The following is an 18,716-nucleotide window of genomic DNA, read 5'->3' on the forward strand; positions in this document are numbered from 1 at the left end:
AGAGTTTTATGCACGCCCAACAGCAGCAACTGATCAATGGCGCCTGGGTCGCAGGCGACGCCGAGCCGTTGAGCAAGCGCGACCCCGTTTCTGGTAAGTCGCTATGGCAAGCAGCAACGGCTAGCGCTGAACAGGTCACGGCCGCCGTGAAAGCCGCCCGCGGTGCCTTCCCCGGCTGGGCGCGCACACCTTTTGCCGAGCGCCAAGCGCTGGTCGAGCGGTTTGCCGAGGTGCTGAAAGCACGCAGTGAAGACCTAGCTGTAGCGATTGCCTCTGAAACCGGCAAACCGCTCTGGGAAGCGCGCACCGAAGCAGGTGCCATGGTGGGCAAGGTGGCGCTGTCGATTAAAGCGTATAACGAACGCACCGGTGAGCGGGAAAAAGCCGTTGGCAGTGCAAAAGCCGTGCTGCGCCATCGCCCCCACGGCGTGATGGCAGTGTTTGGCCCCTATAACTTCCCCGGCCACTTGCCTAACGGCCATATGGTGCCCGCGCTATTGGCGGGTAACTGTGTGGTCTTTAAGCCCAGCGACCAAACCCCGCTTACCGCCGATTTAACCCTCCAGTGCTGGTTGGAAGCCGGGCTTCCTGCTGGGGTTATCAATCTGGTACAAGGTGGTGTATCAGTAGGCCAAGCGTTGGCAGGCAATCCTGATATTGATGGCCTGCTGTTTACCGGGAGCGCCAAAGTAGGCGGTATGCTGCATCAACAGTTTGCCGGACAGTTGGATAAAATCCTGGCGCTGGAACTGGGTGGCAATAACCCCCTGATAGTGAAAGATGTCGACGACGAGCGCGCCGCGGTATTGACCATTCTGCAGTCGGCGTATCTCTCCGGCGGCCAGCGCTGCACCTGCGCGCGACGCTTAATGGTGCCGGAGGGCGCAGTAGGCGATCGCTTGATTGATGCGCTTTCAGAGGGGATCACCAAGCTACAAGTGGCGGGGCAGTTCGAAGAAAATCCTGCGCCGTTTTATGGCGGTTTGGTCAGCGTGGCGGCGGCAGACGGCTTACTGAAAGCCCAAGAAGAGTTGGAAACCATGGGTGGCACGGTGATCAACCGCATGCGGCGTTTGCAAGATAACACCAGCCTGTTAAGCCCCGCGTTGATCGACGTGACGGGATTGGAGGTGCCTGACGAGGAGCATTTCGGCCCGCTGCTGAAAATCCACCGCTATAGCGATTGGGATGAAGCGCTACAGCTCGCCAACAACACCCGCTACGGGCTCTCCGCCGGTTTAATTGGCGGCGAACAAGCCGATTGGGATGACTTCTTGCTACGTATTCGCGCCGGGATCGTCAACTGGAACCGCCAAACTACCGGTGCCTCCGGCGATGCACCTTTCGGCGGCGTGGGTGACAGCGGTAACCACCGCCCCAGCGCTTTCTATGCGGCGGACTACTGCGCCTACCCGGTGGCCTCCATGGAAGCCGACAGCCTGGAGATGCCCGAGACCCTGCCGCCGGGAGTGAGCCTATGAGTGCCGCCGATATCAGCAGCGTCAGGGAAGTCAATTTTGATGGTTTAGTCGGCCCAACCCATAACTACTCGGGGCTGGCGGTAGGTAATGTGGCGTCTATGAGCCACGGCGGGTTAGTGTCCAACCCCAAAGAGGGCGCGTTGCAGGGTCTTCTCAAGATGAAGTCGCTGATGGACGCGGGCTACGCTCAAGGCGTTCTGCCACCCCAACAGCGCCCCGATATTGGCGCACTGCGCGATTTAGGTTTTAGCGGTAGTAATGGTGAGGTGCTGGCTCGTGCTTCTAAAGAAGCGCCGCAGCTGCTTCGGGCGGTGTGCTCGGCTTCGAGTATGTGGACGGCTAACGCGGGCACTATTACCCCCAGCATGGATGCACCCGATCGCCGGGTACACTTCACACCAGCGAATCTACAATCCAGCTTTCACCGCTATTTAGAACCGCAAACCACCGGTCGCGTGCTGCAGGCAATTTTCCGCGACGAACAGCACTTCGCCCACCATCCGGTGCTGCCTGCAACGCCTGCCTTTTCCGATGAAGGTGCGGCCAATCACACCCGTCTATGCGGTGAGCACGGCGAACCCGGCGTTCACCTGTTTGTATATGGCCGCCAGGCGTTTGGGGGCGAGCGCGCACCCCAGCGCTATCCCGCCCGGCAAACGCTGGAAGCCAGCCAGGCGATCGCCCGCCAGCATGGGCTTACGGAAGCGCAAACGGTGTTCGCCCAGCAGCACCCGGATGCCATCGACGCGGGCGTCTTCCATAATGACGTTATTGCAGTCGGCAACGGCCCCGTGCTGCTCTACCACGAAATGGCCTTTCTGGATGAAGAGGGCACGCTGGACGAACTTCGCGCCAAAATGACCAGCCCGCTGATTCCGGTGCGCGTGCCCTTGGAAGCGGTGAGCATGGAAGACGCGGTAGCGTCATATCTCTTCAATTCGCAGTTGCTCTCCAACCCGGACGGCACCATGACCCTGGTAGTGCCCGGCGAATGCCAGGAACGCGAAGCGGTATGGAACACCATCCAAAATCACCTGCTAGCAGGTAATAACCCGATTAGTGAAGTGATCGTCAAAGACGTTAAGCAGAGCATGCGCAACGGCGGCGGCCCAGCCTGCCTGCGCCTGCGCGTGGTGCTAACGGAGGCCGAACGTGCAGCGCTCTCTGGCCGCGTGCTGCTCACCGATGCGCTTTATGATGAGCTGACCGCATGGGTGGAGCGCCACTATCGCGACCGCCTTGCTGTGGACGACCTCAAAGACCCGCAGTTGGCTGAAGAGTCGCTAGTAGCACTGGATGCGCTAACCCAGTTGCTAAACATTGGATCTGTTTACCCGTTTCAGTTGGGGTAGGGGATACGCTAAGCAGTAAAATAAAACGCCAAGGCCATGCCTTGACGTTAATCGTATAGGGGGGAGCCGATACATCGCTCAAAGATTAACTCTAAAGGACGGTAGTCGCAGTAATAGCCTGCTATATTGGCTTCTATCCATTCATTGCGTTCAAGAGGGTGCCATGAAAGGTGATAACCACAATTTATGATCAAATGTTCAAAAAACATTCGTTGCGCTCGTCCATTACCTTCGCGGAAGGGGTGAACGACATTTAAATCACCATATAGCTCTGCACATGAGGGTATAAGATCTACTTTTTCGAGCTGAGTGAAGTGGTTTAGCCCAGCAAGCTTATTGAATAGCTTTTCAGCCTCGGGAACGATTCGATTTACGTTGCAAAATCGCGTGTCGCCTTTGGCTATATCAATCGTTCGTACTTCTCCAGCCCAGTCATACAGGTCATAAAATAGCTGATGATGAAGGCGCTTGAGATATGCAAAATCGTAGGGAGGCAGCGAGAGTTCAATGTAATCAGCATTAATGAGCGACAACTCGCGTTCTGCCTCCTCTAACGCTACTGCATCAAAAATATCCAGCTTATTACGCAGTACACATGTACCTGGATAGCAGTACGGATCCTGCTCCGTGCCGTACTTATCCATTAGCGAATTTTGTGCCTCTGATATTTAGCCATTACATCTGCTTTGCTGGCTTTTGGCGCTTGAGAGTCAACAGTGATCCCTTCAAGCGCCATGCTCGCTTGGTAATTGGAGCGTCGTACCTTCGCGTAATAGCGGCGCTTTGTTTCCAAAGAAACGTTGTTCATACTGCCTCCTTAGCTATTTTGCCCAGTATAGCGGAATATTGATGCAGATCTCATCCCCTCCGTGGGCCGATGAAGTGTAAAGCCTACCGAGGTTGCCTCACGAATATCTCAGCTTACACCTCCAGATTGCGCGCCCTGCTGGAGTATCCAAGGATGCTATAATTTGTGTTAACTATTAACACATGGTTCAGGTCATGCCCAGATCATCATCCAGAACAACGAGCGTAACTATCGGTGCGCCACTAGGCGACTTTGTGAGGAAGTTGGTTGCGTCTGGTCGTTATGGCTCAACCAGTGAAGTCGTGCGTTCAGCATTGAGGCTGCTTGAACGCCAGGAAAATCAAATGGCCGCGCTGAGAAGTGCTGTGGAAGCCGGGGAGCGGAGCGGGGAGAGTGATTTGCCTTTGCGCGATATAGCCGCCCAGGTAAAACAAAAACGCCATGTATAAGCTGGCGCGACAGAATATTTCGTATCTATCTATACACTGCTTAACTTCGGCATTCTCCAGGCTGATGATGACACCGACAGCCTTGATGGCACCTTGTGTCTCCTGTCGAGTTCTCCATTAATGGTAAGCAGCAATGAGACAGTACATTTTGACCTTGATGACGGGAGTATTGTTAGCAATGTCTACAGAAACAAGTGCTAACGGCTTAGATTTCGAGGTGTTAATTTCTGAGCAGGGCGCAGTGAGCCAATTACCATCACTACAGCGCTTTGACGCTCGCGATGGAACAGCACTGGCGTATCGGCATTATCCCAGTGAATCGTCTACTGCACTTATTGTTCTTCATGGGTCAGGAACGGACAGCAAATATTTGGCCACCTTTGCCCAGGCGTTAGCTGAAGCAGGCGCCGCCGTTGTGTATACGCCTGATGTGCGGGGCCATGGGCCTTCTCCGCAACGGCGCGGTGATATCGACTATATCGGTCAGCTTGAGGATGATCTTGCTGATTTTATTGATCATATCAAAGTGGAAAATTCAGCACTATCCAGCATAGTGGTGGGTGGGCATTCGTCAGGCGGAGGGCTTGCGGTGCGCTTTGCTGGTGGGGAATACGGGGACCTTGCTTCTGCATATCTTTTTTTGGCCCCCTATCTTGGGCACGATGCCCCTATCGTGCGTAATAATTCGGGGGGATGGGCCGAGCCGAGTGTGGCGAAAATCATTGCGCTATCTCTTCTCAACAGGCTTGGCGTAAAAGGCTTGAATAGCACGACCGTGCTGCGATTTAACTTACCTCCTGAGTACCGGGATGGGTCAGAGACACTGGCTTATTCTTATCGGATGATGACGGGGTTTAATCCTGCTAACTACCGGGATGATCTTCGTTCTATCAATGTGCCGAGCCTTTTCCTGACCGGCGCCGAGGATGAGGCCTTTTTCGCAGATCGTTTTGAGTCTACCGTTCGACCGCATGTCCCAGACGCAGAGGTCGTCACTGTCCCAGACACATCGCACTTGGGGCTGTTAGTGAATGAAGAGAGCATTGAATTAGTGCGGCAGTGGCTTCAAGGGCGATAAGTGTGCTGCTGTCGGCTTTGGTTTCACCCAGGGTGGAAAACCGCCAAACTTGAACATCAACTGCATGCGGAGCGGCCCCGAAAAGCCTTGCTGGCGGCCTCTAAAGACAGCTTTTCTTAGCCGGTTCATGGGCGGTAGTGACCATAAAGACTTACTCCTTCACTGTAGCCACCACTCCGGCCATATCACTCACTTCTAAACCATCCTCCCGGATGAGTTTTGTTTCAACACGCAGGCCATCCTCTGTTTGTAGTTGAAGGCGAAGGGGGGTGTTACTCGGTTCTAAATGCTCCCCGCCCCACTCGCGAAGGGCGATGACGACGGGAAGCAGTGCGCGCCCTTTCTCGGTCAGGGTATAGCCTTTGCGGGCTCGTTGCCCTGAATCACGGTATTGATAGCGCTCCAAGATACCTTCTCGCACCAGTCTGGCGAGGCGGTTGGACAACACCGAGCGAGTAATGCCCAGGTCTTCCCTAATTTGGTCGAAGCGCTCAGCACCACATATGACCTCTCGTAGTATCAGCAGCGTCCACGTGTCCCCAACGACCCGGATCGCCTTGGCCAGCGAGCATTCGGAAACGGGAACTCGGGTGTGGGAAGTGGATGTTTGGGCATGATTTTTCATATGCACATGATAGCAAAGTTTGAAAATAGGACTAAGCGAGGCTAATCTGAGTCTCTATTGAAGACTCAGGTGGCCAATATGTCACAAACTGATTTTTTCCCCGAGCGCGACCATTCAGCGTTCAAAGCTGACCTTCTCACCCTCGCTGCGCTTGCTTTGGTACCGGCTATTGGACTAGGAATTGCCCGATTTTCTTATGCACTGCTGCTACCCTCCATGCGCGCCGGGCTAGGGTGGAGTTATGCCGATGCGGGTTGGATGACCTCGATTAATGCAGCAGGATATCTTATTGCCGCGCTACTTTCGGCTCGCGCTATTGGGTTTGTTGGAGCCAATCGAGTGATGCGAGTCGGGGTTGCCGCGTGTGTGATCGCGCTGATCATGATGGGTGTATTTCGTCACACGGTATTGCTCAACGTATCCTGGTTTTTGGCTGGGTTTGGCGGCGCTAGCGCTTTTGTGGCGGGCGGGGTGATTGCAGCTCAAGTATCCCAGCGTCATCCGGCGCGGGCGTCTTTTCTACTCGGTATCTTCTATGCAGGGCCTGGTCTAGGTATCGTCCTTTCGGGGCTAGTCGTGCCTTGGGTGTTGGGGCAATGGGGCACGATGGCATGGTCGGCTGCTTGGTTAGTACTGGCGGCCATAGCAGTGATGCTGGCGCTCGGCGTGATGAGGGGTGTTCGCGTCAAACCACAGCGTCGAGATCAGGAATATACGTCGGCACCATTAGGTTCCATGGGATGGATGCTGGTGGGCTATAGTTTTTTTGGGGCTGGCTATATTACATATATGACGTTCATGATCGCTTGGATACAGGCTCATGGTGAGAGTGCTGCTTTTCAATCACTATTTTGGGTCGTGCTGGGCTTGGCTGTTGCACTGTTTCCTTGGCTTTGGGCGGGCGTGCTGAAGAATCAGCGACATGGTCGCGCCTTTGCGCTACTTAATGGAGTGACCTTAGTTGGCGCTGTATTACCGCTCATATCAAATGCTTGGCCTGTTCTACTGGCGTCGGCAGCAATATTCGGGTGTGCCTTTTTTGGTGTAGTAGCCTCTACCACCGCTTTTGTGCGCAGAAATTGCGGTGTTTCGGCATGGGCATCGGGTATTGGGGCAATGACGGTTGCGTTTAGCGTCGGTCAGACGCTGGGGCCAACACTAAGTGGTTGGCTGAATGATCTTACCGGGGGCCTATCGGTGGGTTTATTAACCTCAGCCGTTTTTTTAGTCGCCGCAGCGCTGGTAGGTTTATTGCAAACAGATTCCAGAGCAACCAATGCGATGTCGGCCTCTCCCTGAGATAGCAGCGAATAAATGCTGTTATTAGATGCGGTGAGTATTTCGTGCCAAACTTTGAATATATCCAACCATAAGCGAGGCATAGGTTGTTGAATCATAATGGCTATTTTAAAAAGGATCGATGCAAGGGAGATTGATGATTTGAGAAAAGTATTAATCAGCGCCTGCCTGTTGGGGAAAAAGGTTCGCTACGATGGTGGCGCTCTTTCCGTGGATGATCAGATCGTTGAGCGATGGCGTTCGGAAGGACGAATTGTTTCTGTCTGCCCTGAAGTTGAGGCGGGAATGAGTATTCCCAGGCAGCCCGCGGAGATTTTCCAAGGCAGTGGTGAGGGCGTTTTAAACGGTGAGGTTGATGTTATCGAAAACGATGGAGGCAAGGTGACCAATGAATTTTTAGCAGGTGCCTCTATCGCCTTGAACTTGTGTCATAAATTCAATATCGATATTGCAATACTTGCTGAGTTCAGCCCTTCATGCGGGAGCACCGCTATTTATGACGGCACTTTCTCTGGTCAAAAAGTACCCGGTATGGGAGTAACAGCTGCACTGCTCCGCGAACATGGCGTTCAAGTATTTAATCAGTATGAAATAGCCCGAGCCAACAATGTGCTTCTTGCTAGAGACTCGTGAAAGCAGCACTAGGAATCGAGATATGACGCCTATCATTCGGCCGACTAACGACAAGGCGTTCGCGGAAAATATCATTATTCAGAATATGTCAGCCTACTACAAGCAACTGGATATGCGCTGGGATACAGCTTTGTTTGATAAACAGTGGGGTGAGTTAGACAGCTATGAGTTAGTCATAAACGCTTCACGAGTGGGGCTGCTATGCATAAACCACGATGAAGCCGCTTACTATATTCGAGAGCTACAAATTGACCAGAAGTGGCAGCGTCAAGGCTTAGGTACAGCGGCAATCCGCTACACGGAGAAAATTGTTAAACAAGCAGGCATTCCCTTACTTCGGTTACGTGTATTTTGTATCAACCCTGCAAGCGCTTTGTACGAGCGAATGGGATTTCACGTGCGTAAAACCGAGGGCGGGACTCACTATATGGAGCGGCGCATTTTTAGTGATAAAAATGACACCGATTAATACTGCTATAGAGCTCTTTTACGCTAGCCCATTAGTAGGCCAATACTGCTTTTGCTAACTCGGCTAGTTGCGTTAAATGCCACGGGCTTTACTCCATTGCTTTGATTGGTTTCCTGGAAAACGGTTTGGCTTTGCCAATATTAAGCAGGGCAATACCGGCACCAATTAACAGGGTGCCTAGCAGTAAGCCCTCGGGGGCGGTTTCTCCCTGCAACACTATGGCGACCGGAACGCCTACCACGGCGCCAACGGAACCCAGCAGGCTTAGAAACACCGGGCCGCCACTTTTTTGTAGCAGGAAGAGCAGTAAGAACTGGCCTGCGAAGACCATTGCCTGGAGTGCAATTAGCAAGAACGGTAGGGAGCGTTCTGTCGGAACGTTCAGTGAGAAGCCCGGCAGAACCCCCACACTGAGTAAAATGATGGCCGCGGCGATAAGCATCCCCGGCGCCAGCGCATCGCTCGAGACGCCTTCTGGCCAGCGCAAGGTTCTGTAAAGATTACCGATGGCCAGCAGTACGGGGCCGATTAAGGCAAGGAAAATCCAGAGATAATTGGCATCCGGCGCGGAAAGCTTATGGAAAGCCAGGGTGACGGCCCCCGCCAGGGCTGATATTACCCCCGCTGCGCGCAACACCTGAAACCGTTCCATTTTTAACGCTAATGCGCCGACGTAGGTGAGTAGCGGTGGCAGGGTGATGATTAATGCCACGAACCCCGCACCTACATGGGGGATAGCTGAGAAAAAAAGCAGGTTGGCACCCGCTACGCCAAGCAGCCCGGAAATAGCGTAATACTCAATGGTGCGAGCGTTAACTGGCGGTAGATTTCGGCGGAAGGCGGCGAGAACCAATAAAATAAGCGCCGCTCCTGAAATCGACCAGAACAGAAAAGCGAGCGCTGACAGCTGAATATCACCGGCAAGTTTCGCCAAATTAGTCGATAGGCCCAACAAGGCGCCACCGGCTAGCAGGTATATCAGTGGGGCAAGCCAAGTTCTTTTAGGTGAGTATGTTGTGCGGGCAGTGCTTGATAGCGTCATTGGTGAAGTTCTCATTGGTACCGTTTTTGAAAGTATCTTGATATCAAGTTATGTGCGATTAATCTTGACGTCAAGCTAATTAGGCGCAAAATAGGCTCATGGATCATGTAGACAACATTCTTAAGCAGTGGCGGCTGGAGAGGCCTGACCTTGACGTTGCGCCGATGGGTACCATCGGGCGGGTTAAACGGCTGAACCACACTTTAATGCGCGCAATGGAGAAGACCTGGGCGGAATACGGCCTGACGGACGCCAGCTTTGACGTTCTGGCCACCCTACGGCGAGAGGGGGAGCCCTACGCGCTATCGCCGGGGGATTTGATGGCATCCACCATGGTGACATCGGGCACCATGACCCACCGTATCAATCAACTGGAAAAGGCGGGGTTGATTGAGCGGGTTAAAAATCCTGACGATGGCCGCGGTTTTCTAATCTCTCTGTCCCAGCGTGGGTTTGATTTAATCGACGAAGCGGTGGCCGCCCATGTGGAAACCCAGGCGCAGCTGGTAAGTGGCCTGAGTAAAGAGCAACTAGACCAACTCGATGATCTGCTTAAGCAGTTTTTGGCGGGGTTTGAGCAGAAGTGAGGTGCGCCTTAGCGGCAAGCTAGTCACTATTTAATCCGCACATTTAACATTAAGTGGTGAGATTCCTGCCTCGAACCCCCACCGTCATCGCCTCCATAAACGTGCGGACTCTGGCCACATGGCGAAGATCCGGGTGAGTGAGCAGCCAGAGTTGGGTGGTGAGTGCTTCAATGGGCTCGCTTAGCCTGAGTAGTGCTGCATCGGCATCGCCAAGATAGCAGGGCAGTACCGCAATACCCGTCCCGTGGCGTACCGCTGATTGCATGCCCAGCATGCTGTCCACCCGGTAGGCGGCGCTTTTATCCATCATCCACTTTTCAAGCGTTGCGTCGCCCAGATGAACATCTGGGCCGATCCAGCTTTCTGTTGGCAGTGACGCTGTGCCTAGCGGTAGTGGGGCGTTTTGCCAAAGCGCCTTTTGGCCATAAATTGCCTGGTTAATATCGCCTATCTTGCGGCCTACCAGAGTTTCGGGTGGCTTTTTAGTTGGGCGGATCGCGATATCGGCCTCCCGCCGCGACAAACTTTGCAGCTGATTGGAGATAACCACTTCCAGCGTGATTTCCGGATAGCGCTGGCGAAAGCTTGCCAGTAGCGGCGAGACCAGCCCCGCGAAAAGTGTATCAGTGGTGGTGATTCGCAAGCTGCCGGTAAGGGTTAAATCCTGCCCGATGAGGCGGCGTTCAGCACCGTTGATTTCGCTCTGTACGCGCTTGGCCGAAGCCGCCAGATCATCCCCTGCCGGGGTTGGTGTATAACCCGTGCGGCTGCGCTCAAAAAGGGTAACCCCCAGCCCTTGCTCCATCTCACTTAAACGTCTAAATACCGTGGCATGGCTGATACGCAGCGCTCGACTGGCGCCGGATAGCGAGCCCGCCTCGGCAATCGCTAGCACAATTTGAAGATCATCCCACCGTATCTGCTGTTCATTCATGCAAGCTTGGTTCTCATTTTTAGCCAATGTTTAAGCGCATATGAACAGGTTAGCCTGTCGTCAAACCAATCGATAGGGGAGGCGTCGTATGAATGTGTTGATTGTCTTGGCTCATCCTGAACGCAAGTCGTTTAATGGCGGCCTAGTGGATGTGGCAGTAAAACAGCTGGTGGACGCGGGCCATTCAGTTGAGGTGGATGAGCTCTATGCTGAGCAGTTTGATCCAGTGGAGCGCGCCGAGCACTATCCGTATCAAGTTGATGCTGTGGAATACTTTTATCCTCTCAATGAGCAACGGGCTCACTACCAGCAAAACGCTTTACCGCAGGATGTTCAGCGGGAGTTGGCGCGGCTGGAGTGGGCTGACTTGGTGATCTTCCAGTTTCCATTATGGTGGCACGCCCAGCCCGCCATTTTGAAAGGCTGGTTTGATCGGGTGCTGGTGTATGGCGGGCGCTATACAAGCCGCATGCGTTACGACCGGGGCTACTATAGCGGTAAACAGGCGATGCTTTCCGTCACCACGGGCTCGCCGGAGATGGCGTTTCAGCCCTTTGGTCGCGCTGGCAATATGGTTCACTGGCTATGGCCTATACACGCATCGCTGTACTACGTTGGCTATGAGGTGCTGGCCCCACAGGTGAGCTACGGCATTCAGGGCGGCGGTATTCGCTATCAAGAGGAGACTGCCCTCATTGACCATCTGGAGGCCTGCAAAGCGGCCTGGGCATCTCGACTAGTGAGCTTGAGTGGCGAACGACCCATCCCTTTTACAGGTTGGGACGACTGGGACGAAGAGGGCGTCTTACGTCAGACAAACCCGTTGCGATGGCGGCTGGGCTAAGCTCGTGTAGACTCTTCACTGTCTACACAATCGATCAGCAAAAGGCCCGACCAGCGCCATGACTACCTCGAACCACCGTTTTTCCGATGCTGAGCGGCGTGGGCTATACCGCGCCATACATGAACGGCGCGATGTGCGCTCGCAGTTTCTGCCTGACCGGATTCCCCCTGAAGTGCTGAACCGCCTTTTGGAGGCCGCGCATCATGCGCCCTCGGTGGGGTTTATGCAGCCCTGGGATTTCATTGTGATTGAAAGTCGCGAGGTCAGGGAGACGGTGCTAGCGATGTTCGAACAGGAGAACCAGAAGGCCGCCGAGCGCTTTGAAGGCGAGCGTAAAGAGCATTATCGCAGCCTTAAGCTGCAAGGGATTATGGAAAGTCCGCTTAATCTCTGCATTACCTGCGACCGAAGCCGGGGCGGCCCCCATGTGCTGGGCCGTAATAGCATTGTAGAAACCGACCTGTTTAGCACCTGTTTGGCGGTGCAAAACCTCTGGCTGGCAGCGCGAGTGGAAGGCATCGGCGTTGGCTGGGTGAGTATTCTTGACCAAGAGCAGCTAAGCGCTGCCTTGAATCTGCCTGAACACGTTTATCCGCTGGCATATCTTTGCCTTGGCTATGTCAGCGAGTTTTTAGACCAGCCGGAGCTTGAAGCCAAAGGCTGGCGTTCTCGTCTGCCATTAAGTGACTTGGTGCATGGTGATAGGTGGGGGCAGCCGCTTGCCGCTACCTTGTTTGACGCGCTATAGCGCTACACCTTATTTGTGGCTAATGTATTCGCTTGTGCTAAACAAGGTATGGGGCGATACATGCGGGGCGATATAATCATTGAGCGGCTCAGCGCCGAAGATTCAAATGTTGCGCTAGTTGCGGACTGGACATTTGAATCCTGGGGGCATTTGCACCCGGGGCTAACGCTGGAAAAGGCTATTGAATGGTTAAAGGCCGAATGTGGCCAGGGCGGTGTGCCTTCAATCTTTGTGGCGATACAAGGCGAAACCCCTGTGGGAACCGCCAGCCTCATTGCTGATGATATGAGTATCCGCCGCGAATTTACCCCCTGGCTGGCCTCCGTATTCGTCGTGCCCGAATGGCGGGGGCAGGGTATTGCCTCTGCGTTGGTACGCCGGGTAGAAGCCGAAGCAGCTGCGCATGGCTTTGAGCGTTTCTATCTCTATACCCCTGATCAACAGGCGCTTTATCGACGGCTGGGTTGGCAGGATAAGGAGGATGTTGAGTATCGGAAAGAGCACGTTACGGTGATGGCGCGGCAGCTAGATAAGCCACAAAACTGAGAGGCACTTATGATCAGTGGCCGTGCATTGCGCTACTTCGATACCGTGGCTCGCTGCCGTTCTTTACGTCAGGCTGCGGCGCAGCTGCATATCGCCCCCACGGCGATTAGCCGACAGATCGATTTATTGGAACATCAGCTTGGCGCACCGCTAATCGAACGCGGCCCCAATGGTATTAGCCTCACCGCCGCGGGGGAACTGTTAGCCGCCCAAGCTCAGCGTACCCTCCGTGATCTTGAGCGGGTGCAGGAGCATATTGCCGACCTTAAAGGTTTACGCACTGGCCGGGTCAGTTTGCAGGTGGCGGAAGGTGTTGTGGCTGGCCTGTTAGCCCCAGCGTTAGCCAAGATGGGGCAGGGCTATCCTCATTTGAGTTTTGATATCGGCATCGCCAGCGCTAGCCAAATGGTGGAGGCACTGCGCCGAGGCGATGCAGATATTGGTCTGTCATTCTTTATGCCCCGCCATGATGACATTGTGCCCTTTGCGAGTGCCGAGTTGCATCACCATGCAGTGATGGCCCCAGGCCATCCTTTGGCCGCGGCTTCTGAGGTGAGTCTTCACACCTTGGCAGAGCACCGGCTGATCCTACCTGATGAATCCTATGGCGCTCGCCAAGCGCTGGAGCGCGCCGCTCATCAGGCCGGGATAGTGCTGGCTCCCACCTTCAAAACTGCTTCACTGGAAACCCAAAAAGCACTCGCCCTTAACGGCGCAGGCGTGCTGGTATTGCCGCCGATGGCGGTAGCTCGAGAGTGTCAGTTAGGCGACCTCGTCAGCATTCCCTTATCTCCTTTAGAGCTCGAAGCAGCGCGGATTGATCTCTGCGTTTATCGCCATCGCCAGCGCAGCTTTGCCACCGAGGCATGCCTTTCGCTGCTGGCGAGTGCACTGCAAACCCGGCAAGACCCGCCATCCTGAAAGGGCTTGAGCCTGAGAGATCTTGAACCTGAAAGATCTCGAAAGAGTGGAGTGCACACAAAAAGTGGACACGCTGCGGTCAATATTGAAATAGCAGAGGGCGCTGTGTGGGTTCATGCTGAGCTTATTGGTAACGACTGCCTGATAACAGCCGTCTGACAACAACAGCAAAAGGTGATGTGATGCCTGAACTATACCAACTAACCGCCACGCAGCTGCTAGCGGGCTACCGAGACCATACGTTCTCGCCAAGTGAGGTAGCAGGCGCCCTGGTTGAGCATATCAACAGCTGGGAGCCGCACATTAACGCGCTGTATGCCTATCAGCCCGATGCCTTCATTAAAGCTGCAGAAGCGTCTACCCAACGCTGGGCAAAAGGCGAGCCAAGCGGTGGTTTGGATGGTGTCCCGGTCACCCTTAAAGAGTTGATTGCCACTAAAGGGATGCCGGTGCCGGTGGGCACGGGGCTGGGTGAGCAAGCACCTGCTACGGAGGACGCACCCCCGGCTGCGCGCCTAGCGGAAGACAATGCCCTGCTGTTGGCAAAAACCACCTGCCCTGATTTTGGCATGCTCTCATCCGGGCTTTCTTCTTTTCATGGCCTAACCCGCAATCCGTGGGATTTGACCTGCAATACCGGTGGTTCAAGCGCGGGAGCGGGCGCGGCGGCCGCCGCTGGGCTTGGGCCGCTGCATGTGGGTACCGATATTGGTGGCTCGGTACGCCTGCCAGCGGCGTGGTGCGGGGTGGTCGGTTTTAAGCCTACGCTGGGCCGGGTACCCATAGATCCGTATTATGTGGGCCGCTGTGCCGGGCCCATGACCCGCAGCGTCGGGGATGCCGCGCTTATGATGACGGCGCTTGCCCGCACGGATCGGCGCGACGCGATGCGCCTGCCGCCCGAAGAGATCGACTGGATGAACCTAGCGCTAGACATAAAAGGCCTGCGGATTGGCGTGATGATGGAGGCGGGCTGTGGGCTGGCGTTGGATGATGAGATTCGCCAACATGTCGAGCAGGCTGCCAAGCAGTTAGAAGCCGCCGGGGCAACGCTAGTGCCCTTGGCACCCGTGCTGACCCGTGAAATGCTGGATGGGCTGGATCACTTCTGGCAGGCCCGCCAGTGGAGCGAGTTGTTAAAGCTCTCGCCAGAAGAGCGTGAGCAGGTATTGCCCGCCATTTTAGCCTGGGCCGACGGCGGCGCACGCTTAAGTGGCGTAGACGCGGTGCAAGGTTTCCAGCAAACCATGATGATGCGACGCGCTACCGAAAGCGTATTTGATGAGGTCGATGCGGTGATTTCACCCACCACCCCCAATATCGCCTTTCCGGCCGAGTGGCCATCGCCGACTAATGATCCGCGTCAGCCTTTTGAGCACATTGCCTATACCGTGCCGTGGAATATGGGCGAGCAGCCCGCTATTTCCCTTAACGCTGGGTTCAGTAGCGGCAATATGCATATGGGGGTGCAGTTGGTTGGCCCGCGTTTTGCGGATCATTTTGTACTCAAGCTGGCGCGACAGCTTGAAGAGCGCTTGGCGCTACCCATGCGCTGGCCAACGCTGCCAACGGATAAAGTGGAGGCACAATAATGCCGTTTTTAAAAACCGTTTAGAACAACCATCGTAAAAAACGGTTATTAAAAAACTGTTGTTAAAAACCGTCTTTAGAACCGTCTTTAGAACCGTCTTTAAAACCGTCTTTAGAACCGTCTTTAAAACCGTCTTTAAAACCGTCTTTAAAACTTAGGGGAATACTCATGGGACGATTATTGGTGCTGCCTACCTCTCGGACGGGCTGGGGGCTGTTAATCGCGTTCGTGGCGCTGGTGCTGGCGGGTACGTGGCCGGTGATTGGGTTAGTGAACCGGGCCACCTTGGTGATGGGCCTGCCGTTGATAGTGGTGTGGAGCTACCTGGTGATTTTTGCCTGCGTGGTGGTGATGCTGATCGGCAACCGCATTGTGGAGCGAGACGACCATGAGTAGCCCCTGGCCACTGTTGATTACCTTGACCTATGTTGCCATTGCGATGGTGATTGGCCTACGCGCCAGGGCAGGGCGCTCCATGAATAGCCTGGAAGAGTGGGGCGTGGCAGGACGCAGCATGGGGCCGGTGACGCTCTACCTGTTGATTGCCGCGGGCAGTGTGAGTGCTTACACCTTTATGGGTGCGCCCGGCTGGGCTTACTCCAAAGGCGTCGCAGTATTTTATGTAGCGATCTACCTTGCTTACCTGGCGTTGGTAGCGTGGTACTTTGGCCCCAAGGTGTGGCAGTTTGGTGAACAGTTTGGTCACGTGACTCAGGCAAGCGCCATTTCCGACCGCTACCAGAGCCCCGCGCTGGGCGCACTGGCGGCGCTCGTAATGGCGATCGGCTCTATTGCCTACGCGGTGCTGCAAACCATTGGCTCGGCGTATATTCTGTTTGTGATGAGCGGCGGTTTGATTCCGATTTGGCTAGGTGTCGTGCTGGTACTGGCTTGCATAGCCGTTTATCTCTACGCCAGCGGGCAGCGGGCGATTGGCCGTACCAATGCGTTTCAGGGCGTGTTAATGCTGATTGTGGCTTGGGCCGTTGGCCTCTGGGCCGTTCATAGCGCCACCGGCGGGTTGAGCTTTGCAGGCGTGTTCGAGCGTATCCAAGCCGAGCATAGCGAGTTTCTCACTCTGCCCGGCGCAGGCGGCGATATGAGCTTTAGCTTCTGGACGACCTCGATCATCGTTTCGATGTTTTCGTTTATGCCACCGGTATGGACCCAGTGGATGAGCGCCTCTTCGGCGCGCACTATTCGTCGCAGCGCTACTTGGTTGCCCACTTATTATATCGTCATTCTGCCGATGGTTGTTGTTGGTTTTATCGGCATTTTCTCCCTTCCGGAGCTGGCCCGGGCCGATACCGTGGTACTCGAATACGCCATGCAACACTTACCGGTGGCGCTGGTTGGACTGCTCGGCGCAGGCACTCTGGCAGCCTCAATGTCTTCTAGCGAGCCGTTTATTCACTCGGTATCGCTGTCGCTGAGCAAAGATGTGCTTCAGCCGGTGTTAAAACTCTCTGATGGTGTGACCGGCAAACTAGCCCGGCTGCTGATTCTGCCTATTATGTTCTTAGTGGTAGCGCCGTTGGCGATTGCCGAGCCCGGCAGTTTGGTAATGATTCTGTTGGTGGGGCTGGGGTTTGCTTCCCAGGTACTGCCTGCCTTTATCGGTATGTTCTTTTGGCCCCGCGCTTCTCGCTTAGGCGTGATGGCCGGTATCGTGGCGGGCTTTCTGATTACCGTGGCGTTTACTACCCTTTGGCCGCACCCGCTGGGGATACATGCGGGGTTCTGGGGGCTGATGCTCAACCTACCGGTGTTTGTGGCGGTCTCATTGATGACACCGGCTACCCACGAGGAGGTGGTCGAGCGATTTTTTCGTATTGCCGCCCCTCGTGGATTTACTCGCTTGAGTCAATAAGTGTAGGGCAGCCACTGACTTAATCTATTCATGGTTATCGACTACCTTTATAACAAAGTGTTTTTTTGCATCAATTTTTTTGCATTAACTTTTGTGCATTAACTAAGGTAATTCGATGAGTCATGCATTGACTGGACATAACCGCCCTCAGCGGGTAATTGAGGCAACCCATCAGGCGAATAAGACCTTGCCAGCGGCCACCCGCCAAGCCAAGTACGCCAAAATGGCTGCGTCGCCCTACCGCTTTTACCGCGGTAGCAACCATCTGTACTGGAATGATGTATGGCACGATTGGCGCTTTGCCCTGTTTGGCGGCTGGCCGGAAACTCAAACTTGGCTGCAAGGCGATGCTCATGTCTACAACTTCGGCGCCTATGGTCATCATGATGATCAAGTCCGCTATGGCATGGATGATTTCGACGATGCGTTGATTGGCGACTACCAATACGATCTGTGGCGACTGGCCATAAGTGCCGTGCTTGATGGTCGTGAAAACGCGGAGTTAGATCCAAAAGCGATCGATAAAGCGCTTAAAAAGTTAATAGAGGGCTATTGCCAAACGCTGGCTGACCACGTCGACGGCAAGCCGGTGGAAGCGGTCACGCTTGATAGCGCCAAAGGTCCACTAAAGCCCTTTATGAGTAAAGTGGCCGATAAACAGAGTCGTGCTCGCATGCTCGAAAAGTGGACGACACTTGATGAGCAGCAAGGCCGCCATTTCGCTGAGCGGCCTGGCAAGCTCGCTAACCTGCCGGCGGATGTGGCCAGCCAACTCCGCCGCTTAATTGAGCAGGAGTATCAGCAAACGCTGCAACACGCTATTAAAGAGAGCGATCCCCACCATTTCCGCGTCAAAGATACGGCACGACGCTTGGATGCAGGTACCGGTTCGTTAGGTGTGGAGCGCTATTACGTCTTGATTGAAGGTGGTGTTGAACACGAGCACGATGACATCATCCTGGATGTCAAAGAGCAGGTTCCCCCTGAAGCGTTTCGACTAATGGATAAAAACCAGCAGCAGGCGTGGCGTAAGTTGTTTCCCAACGAAGCCATCCGTCATGCAGCTGCCTTCCACGCCATTGCCGAGCACCCAGACGCCTATCTTGGTTGGCTAACCATGAACGGAAAGGTGTTTTCGGTGCGTGAGCGCTCGCCGTTCAAGAAAGACTTTCCGACCCATAAGCTCTCGGGAGCTAAGTCATATAGAAAACTGGCAAAGCAGTGGGGAGAAATTCTCGCCCGTGAACACCTGCGCGGTGCTAAGGCGCTTAACCAAGGTGACTCAACACGCTTTGCAAAGGCCGTTTGCCAACGATTAAAAGGTCGTGAAGACCTGTTTGTTGAGGTAGTGTCAACACTTGCGGTGGCCTACGCTGACTGCACAGAGCAGGATTATGCCGTGTTTATCGATCACTTTCTGGCGACGGGTTCTGCATAAT

General features: G+C 54.6%; 21 protein-coding genes. 16 read left to right on the forward strand and 5 right to left on the reverse strand.

Translation table 11 applies throughout. The annotated features are described in order from the left end of the window. Positions 1–8: 8 nt before the first annotated feature. On the forward strand, positions 9–1,481 hold the full coding sequence (astD, locus tag ACT3UM_RS12370; protein WP_498899172.1) for a succinylglutamate-semialdehyde dehydrogenase: 1,473 nt from the start codon (positions 9–11) through the stop codon (positions 1,479–1,481). Further along, positions 1,478–2,833: an N-succinylarginine dihydrolase gene (gene astB, locus ACT3UM_RS12375; RefSeq protein WP_498899174.1), complete on the forward strand. Its 1,356-nt coding sequence runs from the start codon at positions 1,478–1,480 to the stop codon at positions 2,831–2,833. The genes astD and astB overlap by 4 nt, the downstream gene beginning before the upstream one ends. Positions 2,834–2,880: 47 nt before the next feature. Here astB and ACT3UM_RS12380 read toward each other — a convergent pair whose 3' ends face one another. Next, on the reverse strand, positions 2,881–3,477 hold the full coding sequence (locus ACT3UM_RS12380; RefSeq protein WP_498899176.1) for a putative adenosine monophosphate-protein transferase Fic: 597 nt from the start codon (positions 3,475–3,477) through the stop codon (positions 2,881–2,883). Beyond that, entirely contained in the window at positions 3,477–3,641 is a 165-nt protein-coding gene (locus ACT3UM_RS12385; protein WP_498899178.1) for a YhfG family protein, read from the reverse strand. Before ACT3UM_RS12385 ends, ACT3UM_RS12380 begins: the two co-directional genes overlap by 1 nt. A 194-nt stretch (positions 3,642–3,835) precedes the next feature. On the opposite strand from ACT3UM_RS12385, the gene ACT3UM_RS12390 reads away from it, so the two are divergent. Together ACT3UM_RS12390 and ACT3UM_RS12395 are read left to right on the forward strand one after the other, a co-directional pair. Beyond that, positions 3,836–4,090, forward strand: coding sequence for a type II toxin-antitoxin system ParD family antitoxin (locus tag ACT3UM_RS12390; protein WP_498899180.1), 255 nt, complete (start codon positions 3,836–3,838; stop codon positions 4,088–4,090). 133 nt (positions 4,091–4,223) lie between these two features. Beyond that, positions 4,224–5,168 (forward strand): alpha/beta fold hydrolase, encoded by a 945-nt coding sequence (locus tag ACT3UM_RS12395; RefSeq protein ID WP_498899182.1) that lies wholly within the window; start codon positions 4,224–4,226, stop codon positions 5,166–5,168. Positions 5,169–5,319: 151 nt separating this feature from the next. On the opposite strand, the gene ACT3UM_RS12400 is transcribed toward ACT3UM_RS12395, so the two are convergent. Continuing rightward, the gene (locus ACT3UM_RS12400; RefSeq protein ID WP_498899184.1) at positions 5,320–5,793 is read right to left on the reverse strand and encodes a winged helix-turn-helix transcriptional regulator; all 474 of its coding nucleotides are present in this window, start codon (positions 5,791–5,793) and stop codon (positions 5,320–5,322) included. A 78-nt stretch (positions 5,794–5,871) separates the two neighbouring features. Here ACT3UM_RS12400 and ACT3UM_RS12405 point away from each other — a divergent pair, with 78 nt between their 5' ends. The 3 genes from ACT3UM_RS12405 to ACT3UM_RS12415 all read left to right on the forward strand — a co-directional run bounded on the left by ACT3UM_RS12405 (position 5,872) and on the right by ACT3UM_RS12415 (position 8,194). Continuing rightward, positions 5,872–7,092 carry a YbfB/YjiJ family MFS transporter gene (locus ACT3UM_RS12405; protein WP_498899186.1) on the forward strand — a complete coding sequence of 407 codons (1,221 nt, stop codon included), beginning with the start codon at positions 5,872–5,874 and terminating at the stop codon, positions 7,090–7,092. Between the two features lie 99 nt (positions 7,093–7,191). Continuing rightward, positions 7,192–7,725 carry a 2-thiouracil desulfurase family protein gene (locus tag ACT3UM_RS12410; RefSeq protein WP_498899188.1) on the forward strand — a complete coding sequence of 178 codons (534 nt, stop codon included), beginning with the start codon at positions 7,192–7,194 and terminating at the stop codon, positions 7,723–7,725. Positions 7,726–7,747: 22 nt separating this feature from the next. Next, entirely contained in the window at positions 7,748–8,194 is a 447-nt protein-coding gene (locus ACT3UM_RS12415; protein WP_498899190.1) for a GNAT family N-acetyltransferase, read from the forward strand. Between the two features lie 88 nt (positions 8,195–8,282). On the opposite strand, the gene ACT3UM_RS12420 is transcribed toward ACT3UM_RS12415, so the two are convergent. Continuing rightward, positions 8,283–9,236, reverse strand: a complete 954-nt coding sequence (locus ACT3UM_RS12420; protein WP_498899192.1) for a DMT family transporter — start codon at positions 9,234–9,236, stop codon at positions 8,283–8,285. Between the two features lie 98 nt (positions 9,237–9,334). Between ACT3UM_RS12420 and ACT3UM_RS12425 the strand changes: the two genes are divergently transcribed. After that, positions 9,335–9,823, forward strand: coding sequence for a MarR family winged helix-turn-helix transcriptional regulator (locus tag ACT3UM_RS12425; protein WP_498899194.1), 489 nt, complete (start codon positions 9,335–9,337; stop codon positions 9,821–9,823). A 49-nt stretch (positions 9,824–9,872) separates the two neighbouring features. Here ACT3UM_RS12425 and ACT3UM_RS12430 read toward each other — a convergent pair whose 3' ends face one another. After that, positions 9,873–10,757 carry a LysR family transcriptional regulator gene (locus ACT3UM_RS12430; RefSeq protein WP_498899196.1) on the reverse strand — a complete coding sequence of 295 codons (885 nt, stop codon included), beginning with the start codon at positions 10,755–10,757 and terminating at the stop codon, positions 9,873–9,875. 88 nt (positions 10,758–10,845) lie between these two features. Between ACT3UM_RS12430 and ACT3UM_RS12435 the strand changes: the two genes are divergently transcribed. From ACT3UM_RS12435 to ACT3UM_RS12470, 8 genes are all read left to right on the forward strand, one after another. Continuing rightward, entirely contained in the window at positions 10,846–11,601 is a 756-nt protein-coding gene (locus ACT3UM_RS12435; RefSeq protein WP_498899198.1) for an NAD(P)H-dependent oxidoreductase, read from the forward strand. A 58-nt stretch (positions 11,602–11,659) separates the two neighbouring features. Continuing rightward, on the forward strand, positions 11,660–12,349 hold the full coding sequence (gene bluB / locus ACT3UM_RS12440) for a 5,6-dimethylbenzimidazole synthase (RefSeq protein WP_498899200.1): 690 nt from the start codon (positions 11,660–11,662) through the stop codon (positions 12,347–12,349). Between the two features lie 60 nt (positions 12,350–12,409). Continuing rightward, complete coding sequence (locus tag ACT3UM_RS12445) at positions 12,410–12,895, forward strand: GNAT family N-acetyltransferase (RefSeq protein WP_498899202.1); 486 nt, start codon at positions 12,410–12,412, stop codon at positions 12,893–12,895. A gap of 9 nt (positions 12,896–12,904) precedes the next feature. Continuing rightward, positions 12,905–13,816, forward strand: a complete 912-nt coding sequence (locus ACT3UM_RS12450) for a LysR family transcriptional regulator (protein ID WP_498899204.1) — start codon at positions 12,905–12,907, stop codon at positions 13,814–13,816. 182 nt (positions 13,817–13,998) lie between these two features. Beyond that, positions 13,999–15,408 (forward strand): amidase, encoded by a 1,410-nt coding sequence (locus tag ACT3UM_RS12455; protein ID WP_498899206.1) that lies wholly within the window; start codon positions 13,999–14,001, stop codon positions 15,406–15,408. A gap of 167 nt (positions 15,409–15,575) precedes the next feature. Further along, on the forward strand, positions 15,576–15,803 hold the full coding sequence (locus ACT3UM_RS12460; protein ID WP_498899208.1) for a hypothetical protein: 228 nt from the start codon (positions 15,576–15,578) through the stop codon (positions 15,801–15,803). Continuing rightward, complete coding sequence (locus tag ACT3UM_RS12465) at positions 15,796–17,277, forward strand: sodium:solute symporter family protein (RefSeq protein ID WP_498899210.1); 1,482 nt, start codon at positions 15,796–15,798, stop codon at positions 17,275–17,277. The genes ACT3UM_RS12460 and ACT3UM_RS12465 overlap by 8 nt, the downstream gene beginning before the upstream one ends. Positions 17,278–17,392: 115 nt before the next feature. Further along, a complete protein-coding gene (locus ACT3UM_RS12470; protein ID WP_035584702.1) occupies positions 17,393–18,715 on the forward strand; it encodes a DUF2252 domain-containing protein in 1,323 nt (440 codons plus the stop codon). Position 18,716: the final 1 nt, after the last annotated feature.

Source organism: Halomonas sp. AOP13-D3-9, from assembly GCF_052379125.1.
In the GTDB taxonomy this organism is placed as follows: domain Bacteria; phylum Pseudomonadota; class Gammaproteobacteria; order Pseudomonadales; family Halomonadaceae; genus Vreelandella.

Coding starts and splice junctions, on each gene's coding strand:
- ACT3UM_RS12395 (WP_498899182.1), top strand. CDS start 4,224: ATGAGACAGTACATTTTGACCTTGATGACGGGAGTATTGTTAGCAATG.
- ACT3UM_RS12465 (WP_498899210.1), top strand. CDS start 15,796: ATGAGTAGCCCCTGGCCACTGTTGATTACCTTGACCTATGTTGCCATT.
- ACT3UM_RS12385 (WP_498899178.1), bottom strand. CDS start 3,641: ATGAACAACGTTTCTTTGGAAACAAAGCGCCGCTATTACGCGAAGGTA.
- ACT3UM_RS12445 (WP_498899202.1), top strand. CDS start 12,410: ATGCGGGGCGATATAATCATTGAGCGGCTCAGCGCCGAAGATTCAAAT.
- astB (WP_498899174.1), top strand. CDS start 1,478: ATGAGTGCCGCCGATATCAGCAGCGTCAGGGAAGTCAATTTTGATGGT.
- ACT3UM_RS12430 (WP_498899196.1), bottom strand. CDS start 10,757: ATGAATGAACAGCAGATACGGTGGGATGATCTTCAAATTGTGCTAGCG.
- ACT3UM_RS12390 (WP_498899180.1), top strand. CDS start 3,836: ATGCCCAGATCATCATCCAGAACAACGAGCGTAACTATCGGTGCGCCA.
- ACT3UM_RS12425 (WP_498899194.1), top strand. CDS start 9,335: ATGGATCATGTAGACAACATTCTTAAGCAGTGGCGGCTGGAGAGGCCT.
- ACT3UM_RS12455 (WP_498899206.1), top strand. CDS start 13,999: ATGCCTGAACTATACCAACTAACCGCCACGCAGCTGCTAGCGGGCTAC.
- ACT3UM_RS12420 (WP_498899192.1), bottom strand. CDS start 9,236: ATGACGCTATCAAGCACTGCCCGCACAACATACTCACCTAAAAGAACT.
- ACT3UM_RS12470 (WP_035584702.1), top strand. CDS start 17,393: ATGAGTCATGCATTGACTGGACATAACCGCCCTCAGCGGGTAATTGAG.
- ACT3UM_RS12435 (WP_498899198.1), top strand. CDS start 10,846: ATGAATGTGTTGATTGTCTTGGCTCATCCTGAACGCAAGTCGTTTAAT.
- ACT3UM_RS12410 (WP_498899188.1), top strand. CDS start 7,192: ATGGCTATTTTAAAAAGGATCGATGCAAGGGAGATTGATGATTTGAGA.
- ACT3UM_RS12380 (WP_498899176.1), bottom strand. CDS start 3,477: ATGGATAAGTACGGCACGGAGCAGGATCCGTACTGCTATCCAGGTACA.
- ACT3UM_RS12405 (WP_498899186.1), top strand. CDS start 5,872: ATGTCACAAACTGATTTTTTCCCCGAGCGCGACCATTCAGCGTTCAAA.
- ACT3UM_RS12400 (WP_498899184.1), bottom strand. CDS start 5,793: ATGAAAAATCATGCCCAAACATCCACTTCCCACACCCGAGTTCCCGTT.
- ACT3UM_RS12415 (WP_498899190.1), top strand. CDS start 7,748: ATGACGCCTATCATTCGGCCGACTAACGACAAGGCGTTCGCGGAAAAT.
- bluB (WP_498899200.1), top strand. CDS start 11,660: ATGACTACCTCGAACCACCGTTTTTCCGATGCTGAGCGGCGTGGGCTA.
- ACT3UM_RS12450 (WP_498899204.1), top strand. CDS start 12,905: ATGATCAGTGGCCGTGCATTGCGCTACTTCGATACCGTGGCTCGCTGC.
- ACT3UM_RS12460 (WP_498899208.1), top strand. CDS start 15,576: ATGGGACGATTATTGGTGCTGCCTACCTCTCGGACGGGCTGGGGGCTG.
- astD (WP_498899172.1), top strand. CDS start 9: ATGCACGCCCAACAGCAGCAACTGATCAATGGCGCCTGGGTCGCAGGC.